Annotated in this window: 21 protein-coding genes; 12 read left to right on the top strand and 9 right to left on the bottom strand. The window is 71.0% G+C overall.

Annotated elements, in window-relative coordinates:
* Nucleotides 1-144: 144 nt before the first annotated feature.
* The gene (gene recQ, locus ABZY11_RS19145) at nt 145-2124 is read left to right on the top strand and encodes a DNA helicase RecQ (protein ID WP_356480260.1); all 1980 of its coding nucleotides are present in this window, start codon (nt 145-147) and stop codon (nt 2122-2124) included.
* A 27-nt stretch (nt 2125-2151) separates the two neighbouring features.
* Here recQ and ABZY11_RS19140 read toward each other — a convergent pair whose 3' ends face one another.
* The 4 genes from ABZY11_RS19140 to ABZY11_RS19125 all read right to left on the bottom strand — a co-directional run bounded on the left by ABZY11_RS19140 (nt 2152) and on the right by ABZY11_RS19125 (nt 7770).
* A complete protein-coding gene (locus tag ABZY11_RS19140) occupies nt 2152-2760 on the bottom strand; it encodes a Uma2 family endonuclease (RefSeq protein ID WP_356480259.1) in 609 nt (202 codons plus the stop codon).
* 141 nt (nt 2761-2901) lie between these two features.
* Nucleotides 2902-4131, bottom strand: coding sequence for a fumarylacetoacetase (gene fahA, locus ABZY11_RS19135; RefSeq protein WP_356480250.1), 1230 nt, complete (start codon nt 4129-4131; stop codon nt 2902-2904).
* A 135-nt stretch (nt 4132-4266) separates the two neighbouring features.
* Nucleotides 4267-6261: a CocE/NonD family hydrolase gene (locus ABZY11_RS19130; protein ID WP_356480249.1), complete on the bottom strand. Its 1995-nt coding sequence runs from the start codon at nt 6259-6261 to the stop codon at nt 4267-4269.
* 9 nt (nt 6262-6270) lie between these two features.
* Complete coding sequence (locus ABZY11_RS19125) at nt 6271-7770, bottom strand: peptide MFS transporter (protein WP_356480248.1); 1500 nt, start codon at nt 7768-7770, stop codon at nt 6271-6273.
* Nucleotides 7771-7926: 156 nt separating this feature from the next.
* Here ABZY11_RS19125 and ABZY11_RS19120 point away from each other — a divergent pair, with 156 nt between their 5' ends.
* The 6 genes from ABZY11_RS19120 (at nt 7927) to ABZY11_RS19095 (ending at nt 13710) form a co-directional block, all read left to right on the top strand.
* A complete protein-coding gene (locus ABZY11_RS19120) occupies nt 7927-8937 on the top strand; it encodes a polyprenyl synthetase family protein (protein ID WP_356480247.1) in 1011 nt (336 codons plus the stop codon).
* 216 nt (nt 8938-9153) lie between these two features.
* Nucleotides 9154-10440 (top strand): DUF2092 domain-containing protein, encoded by a 1287-nt coding sequence (locus tag ABZY11_RS19115; RefSeq protein WP_356480246.1) that lies wholly within the window; start codon nt 9154-9156, stop codon nt 10438-10440.
* Nucleotides 10441-10569: 129 nt separating this feature from the next.
* Nucleotides 10570-11553 (top strand): ABC transporter ATP-binding protein, encoded by a 984-nt coding sequence (locus ABZY11_RS19110; RefSeq protein WP_356480245.1) that lies wholly within the window; start codon nt 10570-10572, stop codon nt 11551-11553.
* Nucleotides 11540-12430 (top strand): ABC transporter permease, encoded by an 891-nt coding sequence (locus tag ABZY11_RS19105; RefSeq protein WP_356480244.1) that lies wholly within the window; start codon nt 11540-11542, stop codon nt 12428-12430. Before ABZY11_RS19110 ends, ABZY11_RS19105 begins: the two co-directional genes overlap by 14 nt.
* 198 nt (nt 12431-12628) lie before the next feature.
* On the top strand, nt 12629-13222 hold the full coding sequence (locus ABZY11_RS19100) for a TetR/AcrR family transcriptional regulator (protein WP_356480243.1): 594 nt from the start codon (nt 12629-12631) through the stop codon (nt 13220-13222).
* 41 nt (nt 13223-13263) lie between these two features.
* Complete coding sequence (locus ABZY11_RS19095; RefSeq protein ID WP_356480242.1) at nt 13264-13710, top strand: hypothetical protein; 447 nt, start codon at nt 13264-13266, stop codon at nt 13708-13710.
* Between the two features lie 47 nt (nt 13711-13757).
* Here ABZY11_RS19095 and ABZY11_RS19090 read toward each other — a convergent pair whose 3' ends face one another.
* A complete protein-coding gene (locus tag ABZY11_RS19090; RefSeq protein WP_356480241.1) occupies nt 13758-14564 on the bottom strand; it encodes an HAD family hydrolase in 807 nt (268 codons plus the stop codon).
* A gap of 305 nt (nt 14565-14869) precedes the next feature.
* Between ABZY11_RS19090 and ABZY11_RS19085 the strand changes: the two genes are divergently transcribed.
* Nucleotides 14870-15784, top strand: a complete 915-nt coding sequence (locus ABZY11_RS19085; RefSeq protein ID WP_356480240.1) for a nitroreductase/quinone reductase family protein — start codon at nt 14870-14872, stop codon at nt 15782-15784.
* 281 nt (nt 15785-16065) lie between these two features.
* Here ABZY11_RS19085 and ABZY11_RS19080 read toward each other — a convergent pair whose 3' ends face one another.
* Both ABZY11_RS19080 and ABZY11_RS19075 read right to left on the bottom strand, forming a co-directional pair.
* Nucleotides 16066-16275 carry a DUF397 domain-containing protein gene (locus ABZY11_RS19080; protein ID WP_356480239.1) on the bottom strand — a complete coding sequence of 70 codons (210 nt, stop codon included), beginning with the start codon at nt 16273-16275 and terminating at the stop codon, nt 16066-16068.
* Nucleotides 16272-17108 (bottom strand): helix-turn-helix transcriptional regulator, encoded by an 837-nt coding sequence (locus tag ABZY11_RS19075; RefSeq protein WP_356480238.1) that lies wholly within the window; start codon nt 17106-17108, stop codon nt 16272-16274. The genes ABZY11_RS19080 and ABZY11_RS19075 overlap by 4 nt, the downstream gene beginning before the upstream one ends.
* Before the next feature lie 107 nt (nt 17109-17215).
* Here ABZY11_RS19075 and ABZY11_RS19070 point away from each other — a divergent pair, with 107 nt between their 5' ends.
* The 3 genes from ABZY11_RS19070 (at nt 17216) to ABZY11_RS19060 (ending at nt 18918) form a co-directional block, all read left to right on the top strand.
* Nucleotides 17216-17473: a hypothetical protein gene (locus ABZY11_RS19070; protein ID WP_356480237.1), complete on the top strand. Its 258-nt coding sequence runs from the start codon at nt 17216-17218 to the stop codon at nt 17471-17473.
* A gap of 26 nt (nt 17474-17499) precedes the next feature.
* On the top strand, nt 17500-17859 hold the full coding sequence (locus tag ABZY11_RS19065) for a hypothetical protein (protein ID WP_356480236.1): 360 nt from the start codon (nt 17500-17502) through the stop codon (nt 17857-17859).
* Nucleotides 17860-17940: 81 nt separating this feature from the next.
* Entirely contained in the window at nt 17941-18918 is a 978-nt protein-coding gene (locus ABZY11_RS19060) for an SGNH/GDSL hydrolase family protein (RefSeq protein WP_356480235.1), read from the top strand.
* An 82-nt stretch (nt 18919-19000) separates the two neighbouring features.
* On the opposite strand, the gene ABZY11_RS19055 is transcribed toward ABZY11_RS19060, so the two are convergent.
* The gene (locus tag ABZY11_RS19055; RefSeq protein WP_356480234.1) at nt 19001-19450 is read right to left on the bottom strand and encodes a VOC family protein; all 450 of its coding nucleotides are present in this window, start codon (nt 19448-19450) and stop codon (nt 19001-19003) included.
* Between the two features lie 22 nt (nt 19451-19472).
* On the opposite strand from ABZY11_RS19055, the gene ABZY11_RS19050 reads away from it, so the two are divergent.
* Nucleotides 19473-20087, top strand: coding sequence for a CGNR zinc finger domain-containing protein (locus tag ABZY11_RS19050; RefSeq protein ID WP_356480233.1), 615 nt, complete (start codon nt 19473-19475; stop codon nt 20085-20087).
* A gap of 5 nt (nt 20088-20092) precedes the next feature.
* Here ABZY11_RS19050 and ABZY11_RS19045 read toward each other — a convergent pair whose 3' ends face one another.
* The gene (locus ABZY11_RS19045) at nt 20093-21646 is read right to left on the bottom strand and encodes an FAD-dependent monooxygenase (protein ID WP_356480232.1); all 1554 of its coding nucleotides are present in this window, start codon (nt 21644-21646) and stop codon (nt 20093-20095) included.
* Nucleotides 21647-21673 lie beyond the last annotated feature (27 nt).

Raw genomic sequence — 21673 nt, 5'->3', positions numbered from 1 at the left:
AGCGGGGACCGCGCCGGACGGGCTTGAGAGGTCAAGCCCGTCCGGCGTTGTCGTAGGCGGCGCCTATCGTGGCAGGGGACGGCGGCAGCACGGAAAAGCGGGACGGACCCGGGGGACAGAGCGATGAGCACGACGGGCGGCAGCATGGAAGTGACCGAGAGCGACGCGCGGCGGACGCTGCACAAGGTATTCGGGTACGAGGCGTTCCGCGGCGAGCAGGAAGCGATCGTCGACCATGTGGTGGCCGGCGGGGACGCTGTCGTGCTGATGCCGACCGGTGGCGGCAAGTCCCTCTGCTACCAGATCCCGGCCCTGGTCAGAGCGGGTACGGGCATCGTCGTCTCCCCCCTGATCGCCCTGATGCAGGACCAGGTGGACGCGCTGCGGGCGCTCGGGGTGCGGGCCGGCTTCATCAACTCCACGCAGGACTTCGACGAGCGCCGCTCGATGGAGGCCCAGTTCGTCGCCGGTGAGCTCGACCTGCTCTACCTGGCCCCGGAGCGGCTCCGTCTGGACTCCACGCTCACGCTGCTCTCGCGCGGTGAGATCTCCGTCTTCGCGATCGACGAGGCGCACTGCGTGGCCCAGTGGGGCCACGACTTCCGCCCGGACTATCTGACCCTCTCCGTCCTCGGTGAGCGCTGGCCCGACGTACCGCGCATCGCCCTGACGGCGACCGCGACCGACGCCACGCACCAGGAGATCACCCAGCGTCTGGGCATGCCCGACGCCAAGCACTTCGTCGCCAGTTTCGACCGGCCCAACATCCAGTACCGGATCGTGCCGAAGGCCGACCCGAAGAAGCAGCTGCTCTCCTTCCTCAAGGACGAGCACGCCGGGGACGCGGGCATCGTCTACTGCCTCTCGCGCAACTCGACCGAGAAGACCGCCGAGTACCTCTGCCGCAACGGCATCGAGGCCGTCCCGTACCACGCGGGGCTCGACGCGGGCACGCGCGCCGTCCACCAGTCCCGGTTCCTGCGCGAGGAGGGCCTGGTCGTCGTCGCGACCATTGCCTTCGGCATGGGCATCGACAAGCCCGACGTACGCTTCGTCGCCCACCTCGACCTGCCGAAATCCGTCGAGGGCTACTACCAGGAGACCGGCCGCGCCGGCCGTGACGGACTGCCGTCCACGGCCTGGATGGCGTACGGACTCCAGGACGTCGTCCAGCAGCGCAAGCTCATCCAGGGCGGCGAGGGCGACGAGGCGTTCCGCCGCCGCGCGGCCTCCCACCTGGACTCGATGCTGGCGCTGTGCGAGACGGTCCGCTGCCGCCGGGCCCAGCTGCTGACGTACTTCGGCCAGGAACCCACCGCGGCGGACTGCGGCAACTGCGACACCTGCCTCACCCCGCCGGAGAGCTGGGACGGCACGGTGGCCGCGCAGAAACTGCTGTCGACCGTGGTGCGGCTGAAGCGGGAGCGCGGGCAGAAGTTCGGCGCGGGCCAGATCGTCGACATCCTGCTCGGCCGCAAGACCGCCAAGGTCATCCAGTTCGACCACGACCAGCTCTCGGTCTTCGGCATCGGCGAGGAGCTGGCCGAGGCCGAATGGCGCGGCGTGGTACGGCAGTTGCTCGCCCAGGGGCTGCTCGCGGTCGAGGGCGAGTACGGCACGCTGGTGCTCACGGAGGAAAGCGGCTCGGTGCTCGGCCGGCAGCGCGAGGTGCTGCTGCGCAAGGAGGCGCCGAAGCCCGCGTCGCGCTCCACGAAGGCCGAAAGCAAGTCGAAGTCGCAGGCGGCCGTCGCCGAGCTGGCCCCCGAGGCCGCCCCGGTCTTCGAGGCGCTGCGGGCCTGGCGGGGCGCCCAGGCGAAGGAACAGGGCGTCCCGGCGTACGTCATCTTCCACGACGCGACGCTGCGCGAGATCGCCACGGTGCGGCCGGACTCGGTGTCCGCGCTGGGCGGGATCAGCGGCCTGGGCGAGAAGAAGCTGGCGACGTACGGGGAGGGGGTGCTGGAGGTGCTCGCGACGTTCGGCGAGGCGGGGCCGGGGGCGGAGGACCCCGCGGACCGGGCCCCGGCCCGCGAAGCCGACCCCAAACCGGCCCCGGCGACTCCAGCGGCCCCCGAAGCGGACCCCGAGTTCGGCTGGGACGAGGAGCCGCCCGAGTACGAGTGAGCGGCGCGGGCCGGGTGGCGTGCGGATCTACTGAGGGTCCGCCGCCCGGCGGCGCGCGGTGATCGCGGTGAGGTCGAGATCGACGGGGAAGGGGACGGAGACCTTCATCCGGTCGTGGAAGATCCCGGTGGAGGTGTAGACCCCGGTCGACGGCTCCAGCTCGAAGACGTAGACCACCGCCCGGTCGTCGTGGTTCTCCACCCGCCAGTAGTGCGGGATCTTCGCCCGCGCGTACTTCACGGGCTTGGTCTCCCGGTCCCGGGTGACGGATTCCTCGGATACGACCTCGATGGCCAGCAGCACGCCGTCCGCGGGGAAGCGGGTCTGCCGCAGGCCCTCGACCACGTCCGCACGCACGACGACCACATCGGGTTCGGGCCTGTTCTGGAAGTCGACATCGATGGTGAACTCGCGGAAGACCTCCAGGTCGGTCGGTGCGATCGACTGCAACTGCCACTTGAGGTAGTCGATGGCACGCTCATGGAATACGGTCTGCGGACTCACGAAAACAAGGCTCCCGTCGATCAGCTCCGTATGTGGAGGCAGATTCGGGAGTGTGTCCAGGTCATCGGCGGTCCAGCCGCCCACGGGCGGAACCGCCCACCTCGGCTCGGGGGCCTCGGGGTCGACGCTCATCAGTGCTCCCATGCACGGAGTCTCGCGGGTCTGTCCAGCGTATCCGCCGGGAACCGGTTCCGAACCGCGCGAACAGGTGAACGAATCGCGGGACATTGACGGCCACACCCCATCAGGAGCACAGCCGTCAACGAGCGGACGTCAGGCCGACGGAACGATCCGCCCCGTGACCTCGCCGAGACCGACCCGAGTGCCGTCCGGGCCCGGGGCCCAGGCCGTCATCGTCACCGTGTCGCCGTCCTCCAGGAAGGTGCGCCTGCCGTCCGGGAGGTCCAGCGGGTCGCGGCCGTTCCAGGTGAGTTCGAGCAGTGAGCCGCGCTGGCCCGGCTCGGCGCCGCTGACCGTGCCGGAGCCGTACAGATCCCCGGTGCGCAGCGACGCGCCGTTCACCGTCATCTGGGCCAGCATCTGGGCCGCCGTCCAGTACATCGTGGCGAACGGCGGCTCGGCGACCAGTTGTCCGTTGATCGCGACGGAGATCCGCAGGTCGAGGCCGCCGGCCTCCTCCTCGCCGGCGTCCTCCAGATAGGGGAGCAGCGGGAAGTCGCGGGCCGGGGGTGCGATCCGGGCCGACTCCAGGGCCTCCAGCGGGGTCACCCAGGCCGATACGGAGGTGGCGAAGGACTTGCCGAGGAACGGGCCGAGCGGGACGTACTCCCAGGCCTGGATGTCCCGCGCCGACCAGTCGTTGAGCAGGCAGAGCCCGAAGACGTGGTCGCGGAAGTCGCCGAGCGGGACCGGGCGGCCCTGCTCGGAGCCCACGCCGACGACGAAACCGACCTCGGCCTCGATGTCCAGCTTGACGGAGGGGCCGAAGACCGGGGCCGGGTCGGTCGGAGCCTTGCGCTGGCCGGACGGGCGCACCACGTCCGTGCCCGAGACGACGACGGTGCCGGACCGGCCGTGGTAGCCGATCGGGAGGTGCTTCCAGTTGGGCGTCAGCGCCTCGGAGTCCGGCCGGAAGATCTTGCCGACGTTGGTGGCGTGGTTCTCGCTCGCGTAGAAGTCGACGTAGTCCGCGACCGCGTACGGCAGATGGAGCGTCACGGAGTCGACCGGGTGCAGCAGCGGTTCGATGTCCGCGCGGTGGGCCGGGACCGTCACCCACGCGGTCAGCGCCCGCCGGACGTCCCGCCAGGCGGTACGGCCCGCCGAAAGGAGCGCGGTCAGGTCCGGCTGCGCGAGGAGCTGTGCGTAGGGCGAACCGAGCGCGTGCGCCGCGGCTCCGGCGTCCAGTACGTGGTCGCCGATGCGGACGCCGACCCGGCGGTCCTCGGGGTGGTCGGGGGTGGAGAACACTCCGTAGGGAAGGTTGTGCGGACCGAAGGGGTCGCCCTCGGCCAGATCGAGCGGGCTGCTCTGCTCGGGCATGTGTTGCTGCCTCGCTTTCCAGGTCGCTTGGGGGACACGTTACGTCGGAGCCGCCGCCTCGCGGGAGTGTCCCAACCGCCCCTGATGCCCGGAAAGTTCCGCCGTGCCCCGGGCGTGCGGGACACGGCGGCGGGTTCAGCCGGCCGTGCGCGGGATCCGCTTCTCCCAGGTCCGGTGGAAGACGACCTCGCCGCCGTCCTTGCAGACCACCTCGTCGGAGGTGATGAAGTCGGTGTCGTCCGCACTGATTTCGGAGCGCGTCTCGACCCGTACGTCCCACGCCATCTCCGGCCGGTGCAGCCGGATCGCCCAGTCTGAGCGGGTGCGCGCGGAGAGCGGGTCGTTCTCCTGGACCGTGTACGTCTCCAGGGCGTCCTCGGTGAATTCCAGGCCGTCCGGGTAGACGCGCGTGCCGCCGTAGCGCGGGTCGACCTCCAGCCGCCACTCGCCCTCGGCGACATCGCGGACCACCAGCCGCTCCGGGCGCTGTTCGTCGAGCGTCACCGGGTGGACGACGCCGAGCGGCTCCGACTGCTCCGGCTCCTCGAACCGGATCGCGGGTTCCTCGACGGGCCGGCGCACCGGCAGTTCGACGAGGCTGCCGTCGGCGTCCAGGGTGAAGCCCACCGACCCGGCCTGCGGCCAGATCCACGGCCAGTACGAGGAGGAGACCGCGAGCCTGATCCGGTGGCCGGGCGGGAAGGTGTGCCCGATGCCGTTCAGCTCGAAGGTCACGTCCTCGGTGCCGCCCACCGGCCAGTCGTCCGCGCGGTCGCGGCCGTTGCGGGCGGAGAGGTTGAGCGCGCCCCGGGTGACCAGGGTGGAGGAGCCGTCCGGTGCGACGTCGCAGAGCCGGGCGATCGCCTGGCCGCGCGGCACGTCCATCCGGATCCGCAGCTTCACCCGGGGGCGGCCGAGGATCTCGATCGGGGCGTCCTCGACCGGGAACTCGAAGCAGACCGACTTGGCGTCCTCGTCGCGCTGGTCGGGCGGCAGGTCGGCGTCGTTGCCGAACGGGAAGAATCGCCCGGCGTCCAGCCCGGTCTGCTGCGGCGAGTCGACGATCTGCGGGCCGCCCCCAAGGGCGTACGCGACCGGCGCGATGTTCGGGGACGGCCAGCTGTTCTCACCGACCCAGCGGCCCGGCAGCGTCTCGTACACCGTGGCGGGACGGTGCGACTCGCTGATCCAGGACCGCAGCAGCGGCTCGGCCATGACGCCGGTGTCCTGGTCCTTCAGGTGCTGGTCCCACCAGCGCAGCGTCTCCTGGAGGAAGCCGATCGACGGCCCCGGCGGCAGACCGCGGTCCGGGTACTGGTGCGACCACGGCCCGATCAGCCCGCGGACCCGGTCCGGGTCGAGGTGCTCGACGAGCCGCAGCACGGTGTCGCGGTACGGGTCGTGCCAGCCGCCCACCGCGAGGACCTTCGCCCGGATCGCGGAGTAGTCCTCGCAGACGCTGCCGTGCTTCCAGTAGTCGTCGCGGGTCTGGTGCGCCAGCCAGGTGTGGATGAAGGGGTCGACCGCCTCCAGCCGCTTCAGCCACATGTCCTTCCAGCCGTCGCCGACCTGCGCCGGGTCCGGCGGCCGGGAGACGAAGGCCAGCATGGTGGCCGCCCAGGCGTGCATGTCGACGGCGAGGACCGAACCGCCCATGTAGTGGACGTCGTTGTCGTAGCGGTCGTCGGTCGAGCAGACGGTGACGATCGCCTTCAGTGGCTCGGGGGCCAGCGCGGCGATCTGGAGCGAGTTGAAGCCGCCCCACGAGATGCCGAACATGCCGACCCGGCCGGAGCACCACTCCTGCTGGGCCAGCCAGTGGATGACGGCGACGCCGTCGGCCAGTTCCGTCGCGTCGTACTCGTCACCCGGCAGGCCCTCGCTGTTGCCGTGCCCGCGCACGTCCACCCGGACGGAGGCGTAGCCGTGGCCCGCGTACCAGGGGTGGCGCTGCCAGTCCCGCGGCGCCGTCCAGTCGCTCAGCCGGTAGGGCAGGTATTCGAGGAGCGCGGGCACCGGCTCGTCGGTGATGGGCCGCCAGATCCGGGCGTACAGCCGGGTGCCGTCCGGCAGCGGGATGCGGACGTCCTCATGGGTGGTGTCATACGGGAAGGTGGTGCGGATGTGCATGGCGGTACCTCAGTGGACGGGGTGCATGGTGCGCTTGAGCCAGGGTGCGGCGGCGATGACGGCCACACCGACCACCACCGCGATCGCGCCATTGACACCGAAGTAGGCAGGGTTGGAGACCTCGCCGTACAGCTTCACGACTTGGGCCTGGATGCCGTTGGCGAGGGCCAGCGAGAGGAACCAGAGCGCCATCGTCTGGCTGGCGAACGCCTTGGGGGCGAGCTTGGTGGTCGCGGACATGCCGGAGGTCTCCAGCAGGATGTCGCCGAGGCCGAGCAGCAGGTACGAGCCGACGATCCACCAGGCGGCCATCTTGTAGGTGTCGCCGGTGTGCCCGGAGGTGGGCAGCACCATCAGCAGGAAGGACAGTCCGCCGAGGATCACCCCGATCGCGATCTTGTTGGAGGCGTGCGGCTGGCGCGGCCCCATCCGGGCCCAGACGGCGGCGACCACCGGGGCGAGCGCGACCTCGAAGGCGCCGAGCGCGGAGGCGTACCAGCTCGCCGGGAAATGGAAGCCGAAGATCTCGGTACGGGCGTTGGTCGACGCGAGCAGCATCATCGTCGAGTACGCCTGGAAGAGGATGAAGTTGAAGACGACGGAGGCCAGGAACAGCACCACGTACGGGCGCAGCCTGCCGCGTTCCTCGGTGGTGACCCGGGGGCTGCGGAACATCACCACGAAGTAGACGACCGGGGCGATCACCGAGATCAGGGTGAGCAGGTCGACGAAGCGGTCCATGGTCAGCCAGCCCGCCAGGGCGAGCGCGGTGGCGACGACGGCGACCACGACGGCGCCGGCGGCGATCAGCCGAATGGCGCGGCGCATGGGTGCCGGTGCCAGCGCGAATTCGGCGCTGTGCTTTCGCCCGGCCAGGTGACGCCGGCCCAGTACGTACTGGATCAGACCGAGTGTCATACCGAAGGCGGCGGCCGAGAAGCCCCAGTGCCAGCTCGCGTGGTCCCCGAGCCAGCCGGTGACCAGCGGGCCGAGGAACGCCCCGATGTTGATGCCCATGTAGTAGAGGGCGAAGCCGGCGTCGCGGCGCTCGTCGTCGGTGCGGTAGAGCTTGCCGACCATGGTCGCCACATTGGGCTTGAGCAGACCCGTTCCGGCGCTGATCAGACCGAGGCCGACCCACGTCATGGTGTCGGTGGGCACCGCCATGGCGTAATGCCCGCAGGCGATGAGGATTCCGCCGTACAGGACGGCGCGGTACGAGCCGAGGATCCGGTCGGCCAGCCAGCCGCCGGCGACGGAGACCAGGTAGACGAGGGTGCCGTAGGCGGCCGAGACCGACGCCGCGGTGCCCGCCTCCATGCCCATGCCCCCGTGGGCGACCGTGTCGGCGAAATAGAGGACGAGGATCGCCTGCATGCCCAGGAACGAGAAGCGTTCCCAGACCTCCAGGCCGGACAGGGTCATCAGCCCTCGTGGCTGGCCGAAAAATGCATGGTCGTCTTCGGGGGGCGGCTGACTCGGTTCGGTGTCGGTGGCCGTGTGGGACAAAGGGAGAACTCCTGATCGTATGAGCTGATCCCGAACATACCGGCGGTGGCGGGAAGGCGCCCATGGTGATCCAAAGGGGACCGGATACGCTGACTTGAGTGATGACAGCGACACATCGACATTCCGTGTGATCGTCAGCAGACAGGAGATCCCCTCGTGACCGTCGTCGGGCCGTTCGGGCTGAGCGTGCGGGACCAGGCACTTGAGGCCGATGTCCAGGCCGGGTTGGCTGCCGTCGAGTCCGGGCTGCTCGATGCCACCAAGAGCGGCGTGCCCTTCATCACGGAGGCCGCGCAGCATCTCGTACACGCCGGGGGCAAGCGCTTCCGGCCATTGCTGGCGATGCTGGCCGCCCAGTTCGGCGACCCGGACGCGCCGGGCGTCGTGCCCGCGGCCGTCGTCGTCGAGCTGACGCATCTCGCGACGCTCTACCACGACGACGTGATGGACGAGGCGGACGTGCGCCGAGGCGTGGACAGCGCCAACAGCCGCTGGGGCAACTCGGTGGCCGTGCTGACCGGCGACTTCCTCTTCGCCCGCGCCTCGCACATACTGGCCGACCTCGGTCCGGAGGCCGTACGCATCCAGGCGGAGGCGTTCGAACGGCTGGTCACCGGCCAGATCCTGGAGACCGCGGGGCCGGGCGACGGCCGCGACCCGGTCGAGCACTACCTGGAAGTGCTGCAGGGCAAGACCGGCTCGCTGATCGCGGTGGCCTGCCGGTTCGGCGCGATGATGGCCGGCGCGGACGAGGCCGCGGTCGACATCCTCACCCAGTACGGGGAACGGCTCGGCGTCGCCTTCCAGCTCGCCGACGACGTGCTCGACATCGCGTCCGACTCCCACGAGTCCGGCAAGACCCCGGGCACCGATCTGCGCGAGGGCATCCCGACGCTCCCCGTGCTCCACCTGCGGGCGCAGGCGGAGGCCGACGGGAAGCCGGAGGACCTGGAGCTCGTCGAGCTGCTCGACGGCGACCTCGGCGACGACGCCCGGCACGCCGAGGCGCTGCGCAGGCTGCGCGCCCACCCGGCACTTGAGCAGGCCAGACGGGACACCGTCCGGTACGCGGAGGAGGCGCGCGCGACGCTGACGCCGCTGCCCGAGGGCTATGCGAAGGCCGCGCTGCGGGAGCTGTGCGACGCGGTGGTGCACCGCGCGGGCTGAGCCCCGTAGTGGCGCCCCCTGACGAATGGGGGAGGGCCGGCCCCGCCGTGTCATACCGAAGAGGTAGGCGGAGTTGCTCCCGGGGGCTGACGCCTCCACGCCGCCGATTTGGTCAGATGGAGAACAACCACTCCTGACCGAACCGGGTGAGAATGGCGGCGCGGAGTGGACGAGTGCAACCGGACGGAAGCCGCCGACCACGGAGGTAGGGCACAGATGGCACCGAACGACAGCGCAGAGACCAACGGCGGGACCAGGGGCACCGCCGTCGGCCGCCGCAAAGCGGCGCGCTACATCGTCCCGGTCGCGGTGGCGGGAGTGGCGGCCGCGACGATCGGGCTGGTCCCGGCGCTCGCCAACACCGGCGACCCCGATCTGCCGAAGATCAGCGCACAGGAACTCATCGAGAAGATCGCCGCTTCGGAAACCCAGCAGCTCTCCGGAACGGTGAAGATCAGCACGGACCTCGGCATCCCGTCGCTCGGCGGTCTGGCCGGCTCCTTCGCCCCGGGCGGCGAGAGCGGCAAGGGCGGTTCGAGCGCCGACCCGCAGGAGCGGATGACGGAGCTGGCGTCCGGCACGCACACCCTCCGGGTGGCCGCCGACGGCCCCGACAAGCAGCGGCTGTCGATCCTGGACAACGCGGCCGAGTACAGCCTGATCCGCAACGGCGACCAGGTCTGGGCGTACGACAGCAAGTCCGACGAGGCGTACCACGCCACCGAGGACCGGGCCGGCCGGGATGCCGGTCGGGACGCCGGCCGGGATGCCGGTCGGGACGCCGGGAAGAAGTCCGGGCACCCCGTTCCCGAGGGCGTGCCCGCCACCCCGAAGGCACTCGCCGAGCAGGTGCTGAAGGCCGCCGGCCCCACCACGTCGGTGACGGTCGACGGCACCGCGCAGGTCGCCGGACGCGACGCGTACAAGCTGGTCGTCAAGCCGAAGCAGAGCGGCTCCACGATCGGTTCGGTCACGGTCGCGGTCGACGCGGAGAACGGTGTGCCGCTGAAGTTCACGCTGCTTCCGAGCAGCGGCGGCAAGGCCGTCGTCGACGCCGGATTCACCGAGGTCGACTTCTCGAAGCCGGACGCCTCCTCGTTCACCTTCACCCCGCCCAAGGGCACCGAGGTGACCGAGGCCGACGACGCGAAGGCGCAGCACAAGGCGGACAAGGGCCTCGGCGGCCTGGTCCCGGGCGCCGAGGGACTGGGTGCCGGGGGGCAGGGCGCCAAGGACACGAAGGTCATCGGCAAGGGCTGGAGCGCGATCGCCGAGATCACCACCCCGGGCGGCACCGGACTCCCCTCGAAGGCGTCGGGTGAGGTCCCGGCCGAGGCACAGCAGTTCCTGGACTCGCTGGGCGACAAGGTCAGCGGCAAGTTCGGCTCGGGCACGGTCTTCAAGACCCGCCTGGTCAATGCCCTGCTGACGGACGACGGCAAGGTGTACGTCGGCGCGGTCACCAAGGACGCGCTCGTCGAGGCGGCGAACAACGCCTCCTGACGCCGGGGCGCGCCGCGCTTCCCGCACCGCTCACCCGCCCCGCCGTACGCTCCGTACGGCGGGGCGGTCCGCCAGGGGGCCCGGCCCCGGTCCGCCGGACGGGCCCTGCCCGACCCATGGGGAGTACGCATGACAGAGTCCGGGACCGTCGTCGAGCCGGCGGCGGTCACCGAACCCGGGGCCGTGATCGAGACCCGGGGCCTCACCAAGCGGTACCGCGGCGGCCAGCTCGCCGTGGACGGCCTCGACCTCAGCGTCCCCGGCGGCAGCATCTTCGGATTCCTCGGCCCCAACGGCTCGGGCAAGACCACCACCATCCGGATGCTGATGGGCCTGATCGACCCGACGTCCGGCACCGCGCGGCTTCTCGGCCACCCCATGCCGGGCGCCGCCCGCACCGTGCTCCCGCAGGTCGGCGCGCTGATCGAGGGACCCGCGCTGTACGGCTTCCTGAGCGGCCGGGACAATCTGGTGCGGTACGACTCCGCCGACCCGACCGCCGACCCGCGTACCCGCCGGGCCCGGGTGGGGCAGGCCCTGGACCGGGTCGGGCTGGCCGCGGCGGCCGGGAAGAAGGCCAAGGCGTACTCGCTCGGCATGAAGCAGCGCCTCGGCCTCGCCGCCGCCCTGCTCCAGCCGCGCCGGCTGCTCGTACTCGACGAGCCGACCAACGGCCTGGACCCGCAGGGCATGCGGGAGATCCGCGCCCTGGTCAGGGAACTGGCGGCGGACGGCACCACCGTCTTCCTCTCCTCGCACCTCCTCGACGAGATCGAGCAGGTCTGCACGCATGCCGCGGTGATGGCCAGGGGCCGGCTGATCACCCAGGGCCCGGTCGCGGAACTGGCGGCGGGCGCCCGCGGACGGCTGGCCGTCACCACCCCCGACCCGGGCGACGCCGCCCGGGTCCTCAAGGAACTGGGCGTCACCGGGATCGCGGTCGACGGCGACCGGGTGAGCGCCGAGGCCCCGCCGGGCGACGTCGAACTCGCCGACCTCAGCGCGGCGCTGGTGCACGCCGGCGTACGCCTGAGGTCCTTCGGCGTGGAACGGGCCTCGCTGGAGGACGCCTTTGTCGCACTCACCGGAGAGGGTTTCGATGTCGCAGGCTGAAGCCACCGTCGCCGGGGCGGGAAGGGCACCGAGCCCGCTGTGGACCTTCGGGATCCTCCGCTCCGAACTGACCACCACACTCCGCCGCTGGCGCACCCTCGCGCTGCTCGGAGTGCTGGCCGCCGTGCCCGTGCTGATCGGTATCGCGGTGCGGATCGAGACGAACCGCGGCTCCTCGCCCGGACCGGGCGGCGGCGGTGAGGGAGGCCCGGCGTTCCTCTCCCAGATCACCAACAACGGCCTCTTCCTGGTCTTCGCCGCCCTCGCCGTCACGCTCCCGGTCTTCCTGCCGATGGCCGTCGGGGTCGTCGCGGGCGACTCCGTGGCGGGCGAGGCGAACGCGGGAACCCTGCGCTATCTGCTGGTAGCCCCGGCGGGACGGACCCGGCTGCTGCTGACGAAGTACGCCTCGGTGCTCGCGTTCTGCCTGGTGGCGACCCTGGTCGTGGCCGTATCCGCGCTCGTCGTGGGCTCGCTGCTCTTCCCCGTCGGGGAGGTCACGACCATCTCGGGGACACGGATCGGCTTCGGCGAAGGGCTGCTGCGGGCCGGGCTGATCGCGGTGGTGGTCGCGGCGTCACTGATCGGTTTCGCAGCGATCGGCCTGTTCGTCTCGACCCTCACCGGCAGCGGCATCGCGGCCATGGCGGCCACCGTCGGGCTGCTGATCACCGTTCAGATCATGGACGGCATCCCCCAGCTGAGCGGGATCCATCCGTATCTCTTCCCGCACTACTGGATGTCGTACGCGGACCTGCTGCGCGCCCCGGTCTACTGGGACGAAGTGGTCAAGAACCTGGGGCTTCAGGGCCTGTACGCGGCGGTGTTCGGCTCGGCGGCCTGGGCCCGTTTCACGGCGAAGGACATCACCGCCTGACGCACGGTGTGCAACGCCCCCCGTGCCGTCGGCCGGGCGAGCCGTCCCCCGATCGGCTCGTCGCGGCACGAACGGCACGAACGGTGCGAATTGCAGGAACGATACGACACGGCACGTTCCGTTTCCGCCTGGGTATTGTTCGATCTCTGGCGACAGGCTGTCAACAAGGGCCGGTTCGAGCACGCTTATGCTCACCGAATGATCACATCGCCGAGTTCGCAGCGCCGCAGCGAGAGATCACGGCGAGCGACCCTGGAGGCCGCTCTCGAACTGTGCACGGAGAAGGGGTACGGCCGGGTCACCGTCGAAGCCATCGCGGCCAGAGCGGGTGTCAGCAAGAAGACGATCTACCGCTGGTGGCCGTCAAAGAGTGCGGTGATCCTGGAGGCCTTCACCGACGCGCTGGTCGGCACGACGCCGTTCGCCGACACCGGCGACATCGCCGCCGATCTGCGGGCCAATCTGAGTGGCGCGGTGAAGCTCGTCTCCACGCCGCCCTTCGGCCCCGCGTACGCCGGGATCCTCTCCGAGATGCACCACGACGACGCCCTCGCGCAGACCGTCCGGGCGAAGCTGGTCGACCCCCGCTTCGAGCAGGCGGTCGCCCGCCTGCGCCGGGCCCAGGAGCAGGGGCAGATCCCGCCGGACGCCGATCTTCCGCTGGTCGTCGAGATGCTGTACGGCCCGATGTACTACCGCCTCGTCCTGCGCAAGCCGGTGCAGGACGAGGAGGAGATCGCGGCACTGGTCGCGCATGTGCTGCGGGCGATCGGGGTGCCGCCGGAGCCGTGAGACCGGGGCGACTGTCAGACGGGCGTGCGAGCATGCGGCGCATGGGAAATCTGTACGACTACTTCAGCGCACCGGACGACCCGACGGCCCTGGCGGCCTTCGGCCAGGGGATCGAGGAGGCAGGCCTCCCACTGCTCCGGGTCAAGGGGATCGACCCGTACGTACAGTTGGGCCGGGCCGAGAGCGTGCTGAGCGGCACGCCGTACGACGACGTCACCTCGCTCCCGCGCTTCAACCGGCTGCTCAGCCCGCCCGAGGACGAATCCCGCTGGCTGGTCACGCTCACGGACGAGCTGCGCGACGCGCTCGCGGCCGCGAGACCCGGCGGGTTCACCGCGGTGGCCGAAGCCTGGTCGCGCATCGAGGAGTTCGCAGGCGAGTTCCCGTCCGGCGAGCCGGCCGGCTTCCTCGCGAAGCTGGCGGACCTGGCCGCGGAGGCGCGGGCCCGTACCGAGCCGCACCGGCTCTACTGCCTGCTGTCGCTCTGACACCCCGCCGGCCGGTACGGACGACTCAGAGGTCACCCGACAGCCTCTCAGCCGAAGACCCGCTCCAGCACCTCAGCGACCCCGTCGCCCTCGTTCGACGACGTCACCTCGTCCGCCGCGGCCCGCAGCTCCGGATGCGCGTTGGCCATGGCCACGCCGTACCCGGCGGTGCGGAACATCGGCAGGTCGTTGGGCATGTCCCCGAAGGCGATCGCGGAGTCCGCGGCCACCCCGAGGTACTCGGCGGCCAGTGCGAGCCCGGTCCCCTTGTCGACGCCGTACGGCTGGAGTTCGACCGTCCCGGGGCCGGAGTGCGTGACGGTGGCGAGATCACCGACGGCACCGCGGGCCGCCTCGGCCAGCGCGTCGTCCGTGAGCTCCGGGTGCCGGATGAGCACCTTGACGACGGGCGCGGACCACAACTCGTGGCGGTGCCGGGTCCGTTGGGCGGGAAGCGCCGGATGGGGCATCAGATACCCCGGCTCGATCAGGGTTCGGCCCTCGGCCCCGTCCTGGTCCACGGCAGCGAAGACCGGCCCCACCTGGGCCTCGATCTTGCCGAGCGCGGTGTCGGCCGCCTCCCGGTCCAGGGTGAGCGCACGCACTAGCCGCCCGGACCCGGCGTCGTACAACTGGGTCCCCTGCCCGCACACCGCCGGCCCCCGGTAGCCCAGTTCGGTGAGCAGTCCGCGTATCCCGGGCACGGGGCGCCCGGTGACCACGAGGTGCCGAGCACCGGCGCGGGCGGCCAGGGCGAGCGCGGCGCGGGTGCGGGGGCTCACGGTGTCGTCGTGGCGCAGCAGGGTGCCGTCCAGGTCGGTGGCGACGAGGGCATATGCGGGTGGGATGGGCATGGCTCAAGACTAGGAGCGTTCGGCACATGGACGGGTGCGCGTTGACAGGCCCCCGCCTGGGTGCGTGTAATGAAGGCGGTGTCGCGTGACGCCGGCCAAAGAGCAGTGGGCCGGCCGGTGCTCGGGCGAACACCCTGCACCCGAGGGGCCCGTCATGAGTTCGTACTCCGCGCCCTGCATCTGACGCACCTGTTCCGACGTAGCGGCGACCGCTCGTCGCACTCTCCCGTTCCGCATGCCCCGGCACCGTGCACCGTCATGGGCCGCGCATCGCGATGACCCTTTCCCATGGAGACACAGAACGCATGCCCACACCCTTCGATCAATCCGTCATAGAGGAGTTCCGCGCCAACGGAGGAAAGGTCGGCGGCCCCTTCGAAGGCGGTGACCTGCTCCTGCTGACCACCACCGGCGCGAGGTCGGGGAAGGAATCCACCACCCCCCTCGGCTACGTCCGCCACGGCGACGCGCTGCTGGTCATCGGCTCCAACCTCGGCGCCCCGCACCACCCGGACTGGTACCACAACCTGCTCGCCCACCCCGTCGTCCGGGTGGAGATCGGCACCCGTACGTTCCAGGCCCTCGCGGTCCCCGCGGAGGGGGCGCGGCGCGAGGAACTCTTCGCGCACGCCGTGCGAACGGCCCCCGGATACGCCGACCACCAGGCCCGGACCACCCGGCTCCTCCCGGTCGTGGCGCTGGAACGCGCCGAGCCCGACGGCTGGGAGCCGCCCCGCGAGATCACCACCCTCGCCGGCAAACTCATGGAGGTCCACACCTGGCTGCGGGCCCAGCTGCGTCAGGTGAAGGCGGAGGTGGACGCCCACTTCGCCGCACGGGCCCACCGGGGCCCTGGCGCGCCACCGGCTCCGGGCCTCGGGCTCCAGATCAGGCAGCGCTGCCTGGCGTTCTGCCAGTCGCTGGAGTTCCACCACACCAGCGAGGACGCACACCTCTTCCCCGGAATCGCCCGCTACCACCCGCACCTGACGGACACCTTCGCCCGGCTCGCCGAGGAACACCGCACGGTCGCCCGTATCCAGGGCGAGCTGGTGGCCCTGCTGGCGGACATCGGCAGCGCCGATCCCGAGCGCTTCCGGGCCGAACTGGAAAGGATGTACGCGGAACTGAACGCGCATCTCGACTACGAGGAGGAGCAGATCCTGCCCCTGCTGGCCGGTGTCCCGTGGCCTCCGGCCGCACCCCCTATGGCTCGTTGAGCCGACCCAACGATGCGAACGAACCGCTTCTCGGCGAGTGAAAGGCTATGCACAGGTTCATGACCCTGGACGAGGACGAGCACCTGTCAGTCGTCCTGGCCCCGAGGGGCGGGCCGGACGCCCAGCTGTGGGACTCGGTACCCGTCCCGGGCCTCGACCAGGAAGCCTTCCCGCCCGTGGCGCCGGGCACCGAGAGCCGGGTGCGGCGGCAGCGTGACCGAAGAAGCCCCGCCATGCTCCCGACTCGGGGCGCGGCGGGGCTTCGTCGCTGCGGCGGCCGGTCAGACGGTGCCGATCTCTCCGGCCTTGACGCCCGCCACGAAGGAGGCGAACGAGGCGGGGGAGGTGTTCAGTACCGGGCCCCCCGGGTTCTTGGAGTCGCGGACGGGGACGATGCCGAGCGGGGCGACGAGGTTGGCGGCGACCTCGACGCAGGCGCCGCCGTTGTCGCTGTAGGAGGACTTGAACCAGCGGGGGGATTCGGTCGTCACGGGGAGCCCTTTCGTAACTGGCTGATCATGGCCGCGGATGCCGCTTGGGAGAGCGCCTCGGCCTGTAGTTGATGGTAGGCCGTCAACAAGGGGACCACCGAAGCACTTTCCCGGTCCAGGTGGCCCCGGTGGGAGGACTCGGCGTACGACATGAGCTGGCGGTCCGGCAGCGTCAGTATGTACAGCGGCAGATTGAAGGGGCGGCGCTCCGCCATGTCGAACGGAGCGATCTGGAGCACGGTGTTCGGCAGCTCGGCGAACTCGACCAGCCGCGCCAGCTGGGCGTCCATGACGGCGGGTCCGCCGACGGGCCGACGGATGCAGCTTTCGTCCAGCACGACCAGGATCAACGGCGGGTGCGTGCGGACGAGCGCGGCCTGCCGCTCGGCGACGAGCGAGATCCGCTCCTCCGCCTGGTCGCTGGTGATCGCTCCCCGCTTGACGGCGCTCTGCGCGAGCACTGTCGCGTACTCGGGTGTCTGGAGCAGGCCGGGGATGACACCGACTTCATAGAGGCGGATCTCCGCAGCCCGGCTCTCGTGCCCGACGTACTCCGGGAAGCCCTCCAGCAGCGAGCCGTGCCGGATCTCGCGCCACTGGCGTTCGAACGTGTTGGGTGTGTCTCCGGTGCCGAGGGCACGGTCCGCGCTGCGCGAGAAGCGCAAGGTTGGAAGCTTCCGGCCGGTTTCGACCGCTGAAATGTGGGTGCTGGAGTACCCCATGTGCCCGGCCAGGTCTTCTTGCTTCCAGCCGCGCTCTTCGCGTGAGCTGCGAAGGCGTGCGCCGAAGGCGGCTTGCGGGGAACTGTCCGGGTTCAACTCCTTGCGGTTCAAAGGGCGATCGCCAACCTTTCGCTCGGGTATGACACGTTGATCGGGTTCTGACTGTAGGACACGCTGAACCGCCTTGGTAGTGGAATCGCTACAGAGAGGAGTCGGCGGTGCCTGGAGAGAACGCCCCGCACCGGGAGGAAGCCGCGCAAGTACCCGACCCCGGCACGCTGTTGGTGGACACCAGCCGTCGTGACCAGGTCGGGGAGTTCCGTGGGGTGGCCGGCCCGTACTGGTCGTTGCGGCCGGTCCGCGGCGGGATGGAGTGGGAGGCGGAGCCCGGGAAGGTGCGGGCGCCGAGTCCGATGGAGCGGTTGCGGGCCGAGATCGCGCGGTGCAATGCCCGGAGCGAGGGGCGGATCCTGTGACCGGTGATGCGGTTGGCCGGTCCGGCGTGAACGGACAGCCCGAGCAGGCGGGTTACCGGTGCGAGGCGATCGCCGAAGGGGTTGTGTACGGCACCGACGAAACGGCGCGGTACGTCCTGGGGGCCTTCCGGACCATCTCCCCCGTCCTCGCGCTGCGGTGGCTCGGCGGCCAGGCGCTGTGGATCGTGGACCGGCTCGGCCTCGACCCGCGCCTCGGCCACCTCGCGGAACTCCGCGCCTGGTACGAGGACCGCGAGAGCCAACGCGCCGCCCACGCACACATCAGGAGCGGCGCCCCGCTCCTCGTCGTCGTCCCGGACGCGGACTGCACGTACACGTTGTCCGTGCGCCCCGCGCCAGGACCGGAACTGGGTATTCCGCAGTAACTTTCCGTGCTGGATCCAGTTCTTGCCGTGGCTACCTGTTTCGGGTCGCAGTGCCATCAAAGCCGTACATCTGGAGGATCCATGGCAAGCATCCGTACTCGACTGACAGTGCTGGGCTCGGCGGTCGCTCTCGCCGCATGTGCCCAAGTGCCCGTGCAACTCGCCGGTGCGGCCCCGGCGGCCGCCGCCGCGTCCTACCAATGGGTCGCGTTGGGTGATTCGTACACCGCAGGGGTCATCCCCGCCGCGGGTGACACCTTCGAAGTCCCCCGCGACGGCTGCGAGCGCACCGACCGGTCCTACCCGCAGGTCATCGATCGCGACCTCGGCTCGCTCATCGACCTGACCAACGTCAGCTGCGGCGCCGCCACGGTCGAGGACGTCACCTTCCGGGCCCAGGCGCCGATCGGGCGTCACCTGCCGCCCCTCTCGGAGGACCCGGACTACCCGTTCCCGCCGGTGCCGCCCCAGTCCGAGGCGGTGGACTCCGACACCGACGTGGTCACGGTCGGCGTGGGCGGCAACACCCTCGGGTTCGCCGACATCCTCTTCCAGTGCCTGCAGTTGGGGTCGGGCAGCGGCGGCGTGGACACACCGTGCAAGGACGACCTGGCCGCAAGCATCCCCGGCCGCCTGGCCAAGGTGAGCCGCGACTACGACCAGATGCTCACCACGCTCCACGAGCGGGCCCCGAAGGCCAAGATCCTCGCCGTCGGCTATCCCACGGTCATCCCCGAGGACACGTCCAAGTGCCGGTACAACGACTGGGAACAGTTCGCTTCCATCACCCAGGGTGACCTGGACTGGCTGCGCCAAGACGTACTGGAACCCCTCAACAAGTCCATCGAGAAGTCGGCCGGCACGCACGACGCCGCCGACTTCGTCGACCTCTACAACAGCACCCAGAACCACAGTGTCTGCGACGCCGGCAAGTGGGTGGAGGGCATCTTCACCCGCTTCCCCGACCAGGTTGCCGCCGTGCACCCCAACGCCAGGGGTCACCGAAACGCCGCCGATCACGTCGCATCGGCGATCCTGAACGCCATCAACGTGGGCTGACCCGCACTGCCCCGCCCGAACCGCCTCCGGTCCAGCATCCGGGGGCGGTTCGGGGCGCCGCTCGCCCGCAAGCCTGCCGGCGTCACTGCACGCAGAACTCGTTGCCCTCGGGGTCGGTGAGCACCGTCCAGGTGCCGCCCTGTTCCGCCACCTCGCGGAGCACCGTCGCACCCAGCCCGACCAGGCGCTCCACCTCGGCCTCGCGGCGCCCCGGGCCCGCGTGGACGTCCAGGTGGAGCCGGTTCTTCGTCGTCTTGGCCTCCGGGACGCGCTGGAACAGGAGCCGCCGCCCGAGGCCAGCCCCGCTGTCCTTGTCGTACGGGTCGTCGGGGTGCCGGGCCCCCGCGAGGTCGCGCCAGGCGCGGCGGTCGTGTGCCATGAGCGTGATGTCCTCGGGCACCGCGCCGAAGCCGAGCAGTCGCTCGATCAGGACGCTGTGGTCCTCGACGAGGTAGCCGAGGGCCTCGCCCCAGAAGGTCGCCTGGGCGTGCGGGTCGGTCGAGTCGATGACGACTTTCCAGTCCAGAGTCATGGAAACCGTTTATAGTGGTTACATGAGCGAGTCGTCAACGGACGCGCCTGGGCTGACCCTTCGCACGCCGGAAGGCCGCCCTTACCGCTTCGATCCCGGGGCCCTGTGCCTGGAGCTGCTGCCCACCGGCGGGTACGCGCGGTACACGGCGTACGAGGTGCTGCACACCCCTGAAGACCTGGTGCGCTGGGCGGGGGAGAGCCGGCTGCCGGGGGGTCTGACGCTGTCGGTGAACGCGGAAGAGCTGGCGCGGGCGCACGAGTTGCGTGCCGCGCTGTGGAATCTGACCGCCGACCGGGCGCACGGCCGGGCCCTCGCCCGGCCGGATCTCGCCGTGGTGAACGCCGTGGCGGCCGAGCCACCGCTCGTCCCCCGTATCGACCCCGGCAACGGGGCTCTCGCCTGGGCACCGGACGCCACCGGAACGGCCCTGCTGTCGACGGTCGCCCGTGACGCGGTGGACCTCTTCACCGGTCCGTACGGCGACCGCGTCCGCGAATGCGGCTCCGACAGCTGCAAGTTGCTCTTCGTCGACACCTCGCGGCCGGGCCGCCGGCGCTGGTGCGCGATGGAGCGCTGCGGAAACCTCCACAAGGTACGGACGCACCGCGCCCGACACGCCCCGAAGGAGGCGTGAACCCGTCAGGCCGTACCGCCCAGGCGGTCCAGGTACTCCCTGACCGCCCCGCTCTCCGAGACCGGGGCGATCAGCGCCACGTGGTTGTCGGGGCGGACCAGGACGAGGACGCCAGCATCCGGGCCGACGCCGTACGCCGTGCGGGCGTGGCCCGCCTCGTCGGTCAGGTCGTGCGGGGCTCCCGCGTCCACCCCGTACGCCCGTACCGTGTCGCCGTATGCCGCCTCCGTCGCCCGCAGCGCTTCCGCCGTGTCCGGGCCGAAGCCCAGCAGGGTGAAGTGCGGCCCGGTGAACGCCTCGAACAGGCGGGCCGGCGCGCCCGTTCCGGCGTCGCGGCAGGGGGCGTCCGGGGCGCGGTCGCCGGCCCGCAGTCGGGCGGTGGAGCCGGTGGCGGAGAGGGAGCTCCAGGGGTAGCCGAGGCCCAGGTTCGTCGTCTCCCCGGAGATCGCCGAGTCCAGGCCGCCGCCCGGCTGCCTGATCGCGTCGAGCGTGGCCCGCAGCCGCTCGGCGGTGATGTCCAGCGTCCAGGCGGCCACGGGCAGCCGCTCCTCCTCGTAGGTGTCCAGCAGGCGGGCGTCCGACCGGCCCTCGACGACCCGGGCGAGCTTCCAGCCCAGGTTGTACGCGTCCTGGATGCCGGTGTTCATGCCCAGCCCGCCGGCGACGGAGTGCACATGCGCGGCGTCCCCGGCCAGGAGCACCCGGCCCACCCGGAAGCGGTCGGCCATGCGCTCGTTGACCCGGTACGTCGACAGCAGGGCGGCCCGTGACAGAAGGTCGCCCGGCAGCCGGGTGTGCTTGGCGAACAGCCGCCGGAAGCTTTCGAGCGAGGGCGGGACGAGGGCTCCCGTACCGTCCCGCTCCGGCCCCGCCTGGAACCACCAGCCCGAGCGCGTACCCGGGATCGGGCACAGCATCACGGCGCCGTCCTCGTCGAACCACTGGTGCCAGATGCCGCGGTCGAGGCCGTCCGCCTCCACGTCCCCGCAGACCATCGACTGCTCCTCGGCCGTCTTCCCCTCGAACGGGACGCCGAGCAGTTTGCGCACCGGGCTGTGGCCGCCGTCGCAGCCCACCACGTACCGCGCTTCGATGCTCCGGCCGTCGGCGAGGGAGACGGACACGGAGTCGTCGCCCTCCGAAAGGCCGACCACCTCGGAGCCGAGTTCCACGTGCACGCCGTACTCCGCGAGGCGGTCCCGCAGGATCTCCTCCAGCTGCCACTGGGCGATCAGCCGGCCCTGGTCGTACGGGACGTCCGGCGTCGGGTGCGAGGACTCGGACGGGTCGGTGTCGGCGACCGGCAGCCCGTTGCGGTACTTGCGCATCGGCAGCGGCGCCGATCCCGCGGCCAGGACCCGGTCGACGACGCCCAGGTCCTCCAGCACTTCCAGGGAGCGGGGGTTGGGGCCCTTGGCCCGTGAACTGCGCGGGAACTCGACGGACTTCTCGACGATCCGTACGTCGACGGAGCGTCGCGCCAGGTCGCAGGCGAGGGTCAGGCCGGTCGGACCCGAACCGACGATCAGTACGGGGACGGCGGGTGCGGGTGCGGGCATGCGGGCTCCTCGGTCGCGGTTCCGTGG

This window comes from Streptomyces sp. NPDC006510 (assembly GCF_040611955.1).
In the GTDB taxonomy this organism is placed as follows: Bacteria; Actinomycetota; Actinomycetes; order Streptomycetales; family Streptomycetaceae; genus Streptomyces.
This window is presented reverse-complemented; position numbering and strand designations above follow the sequence as displayed.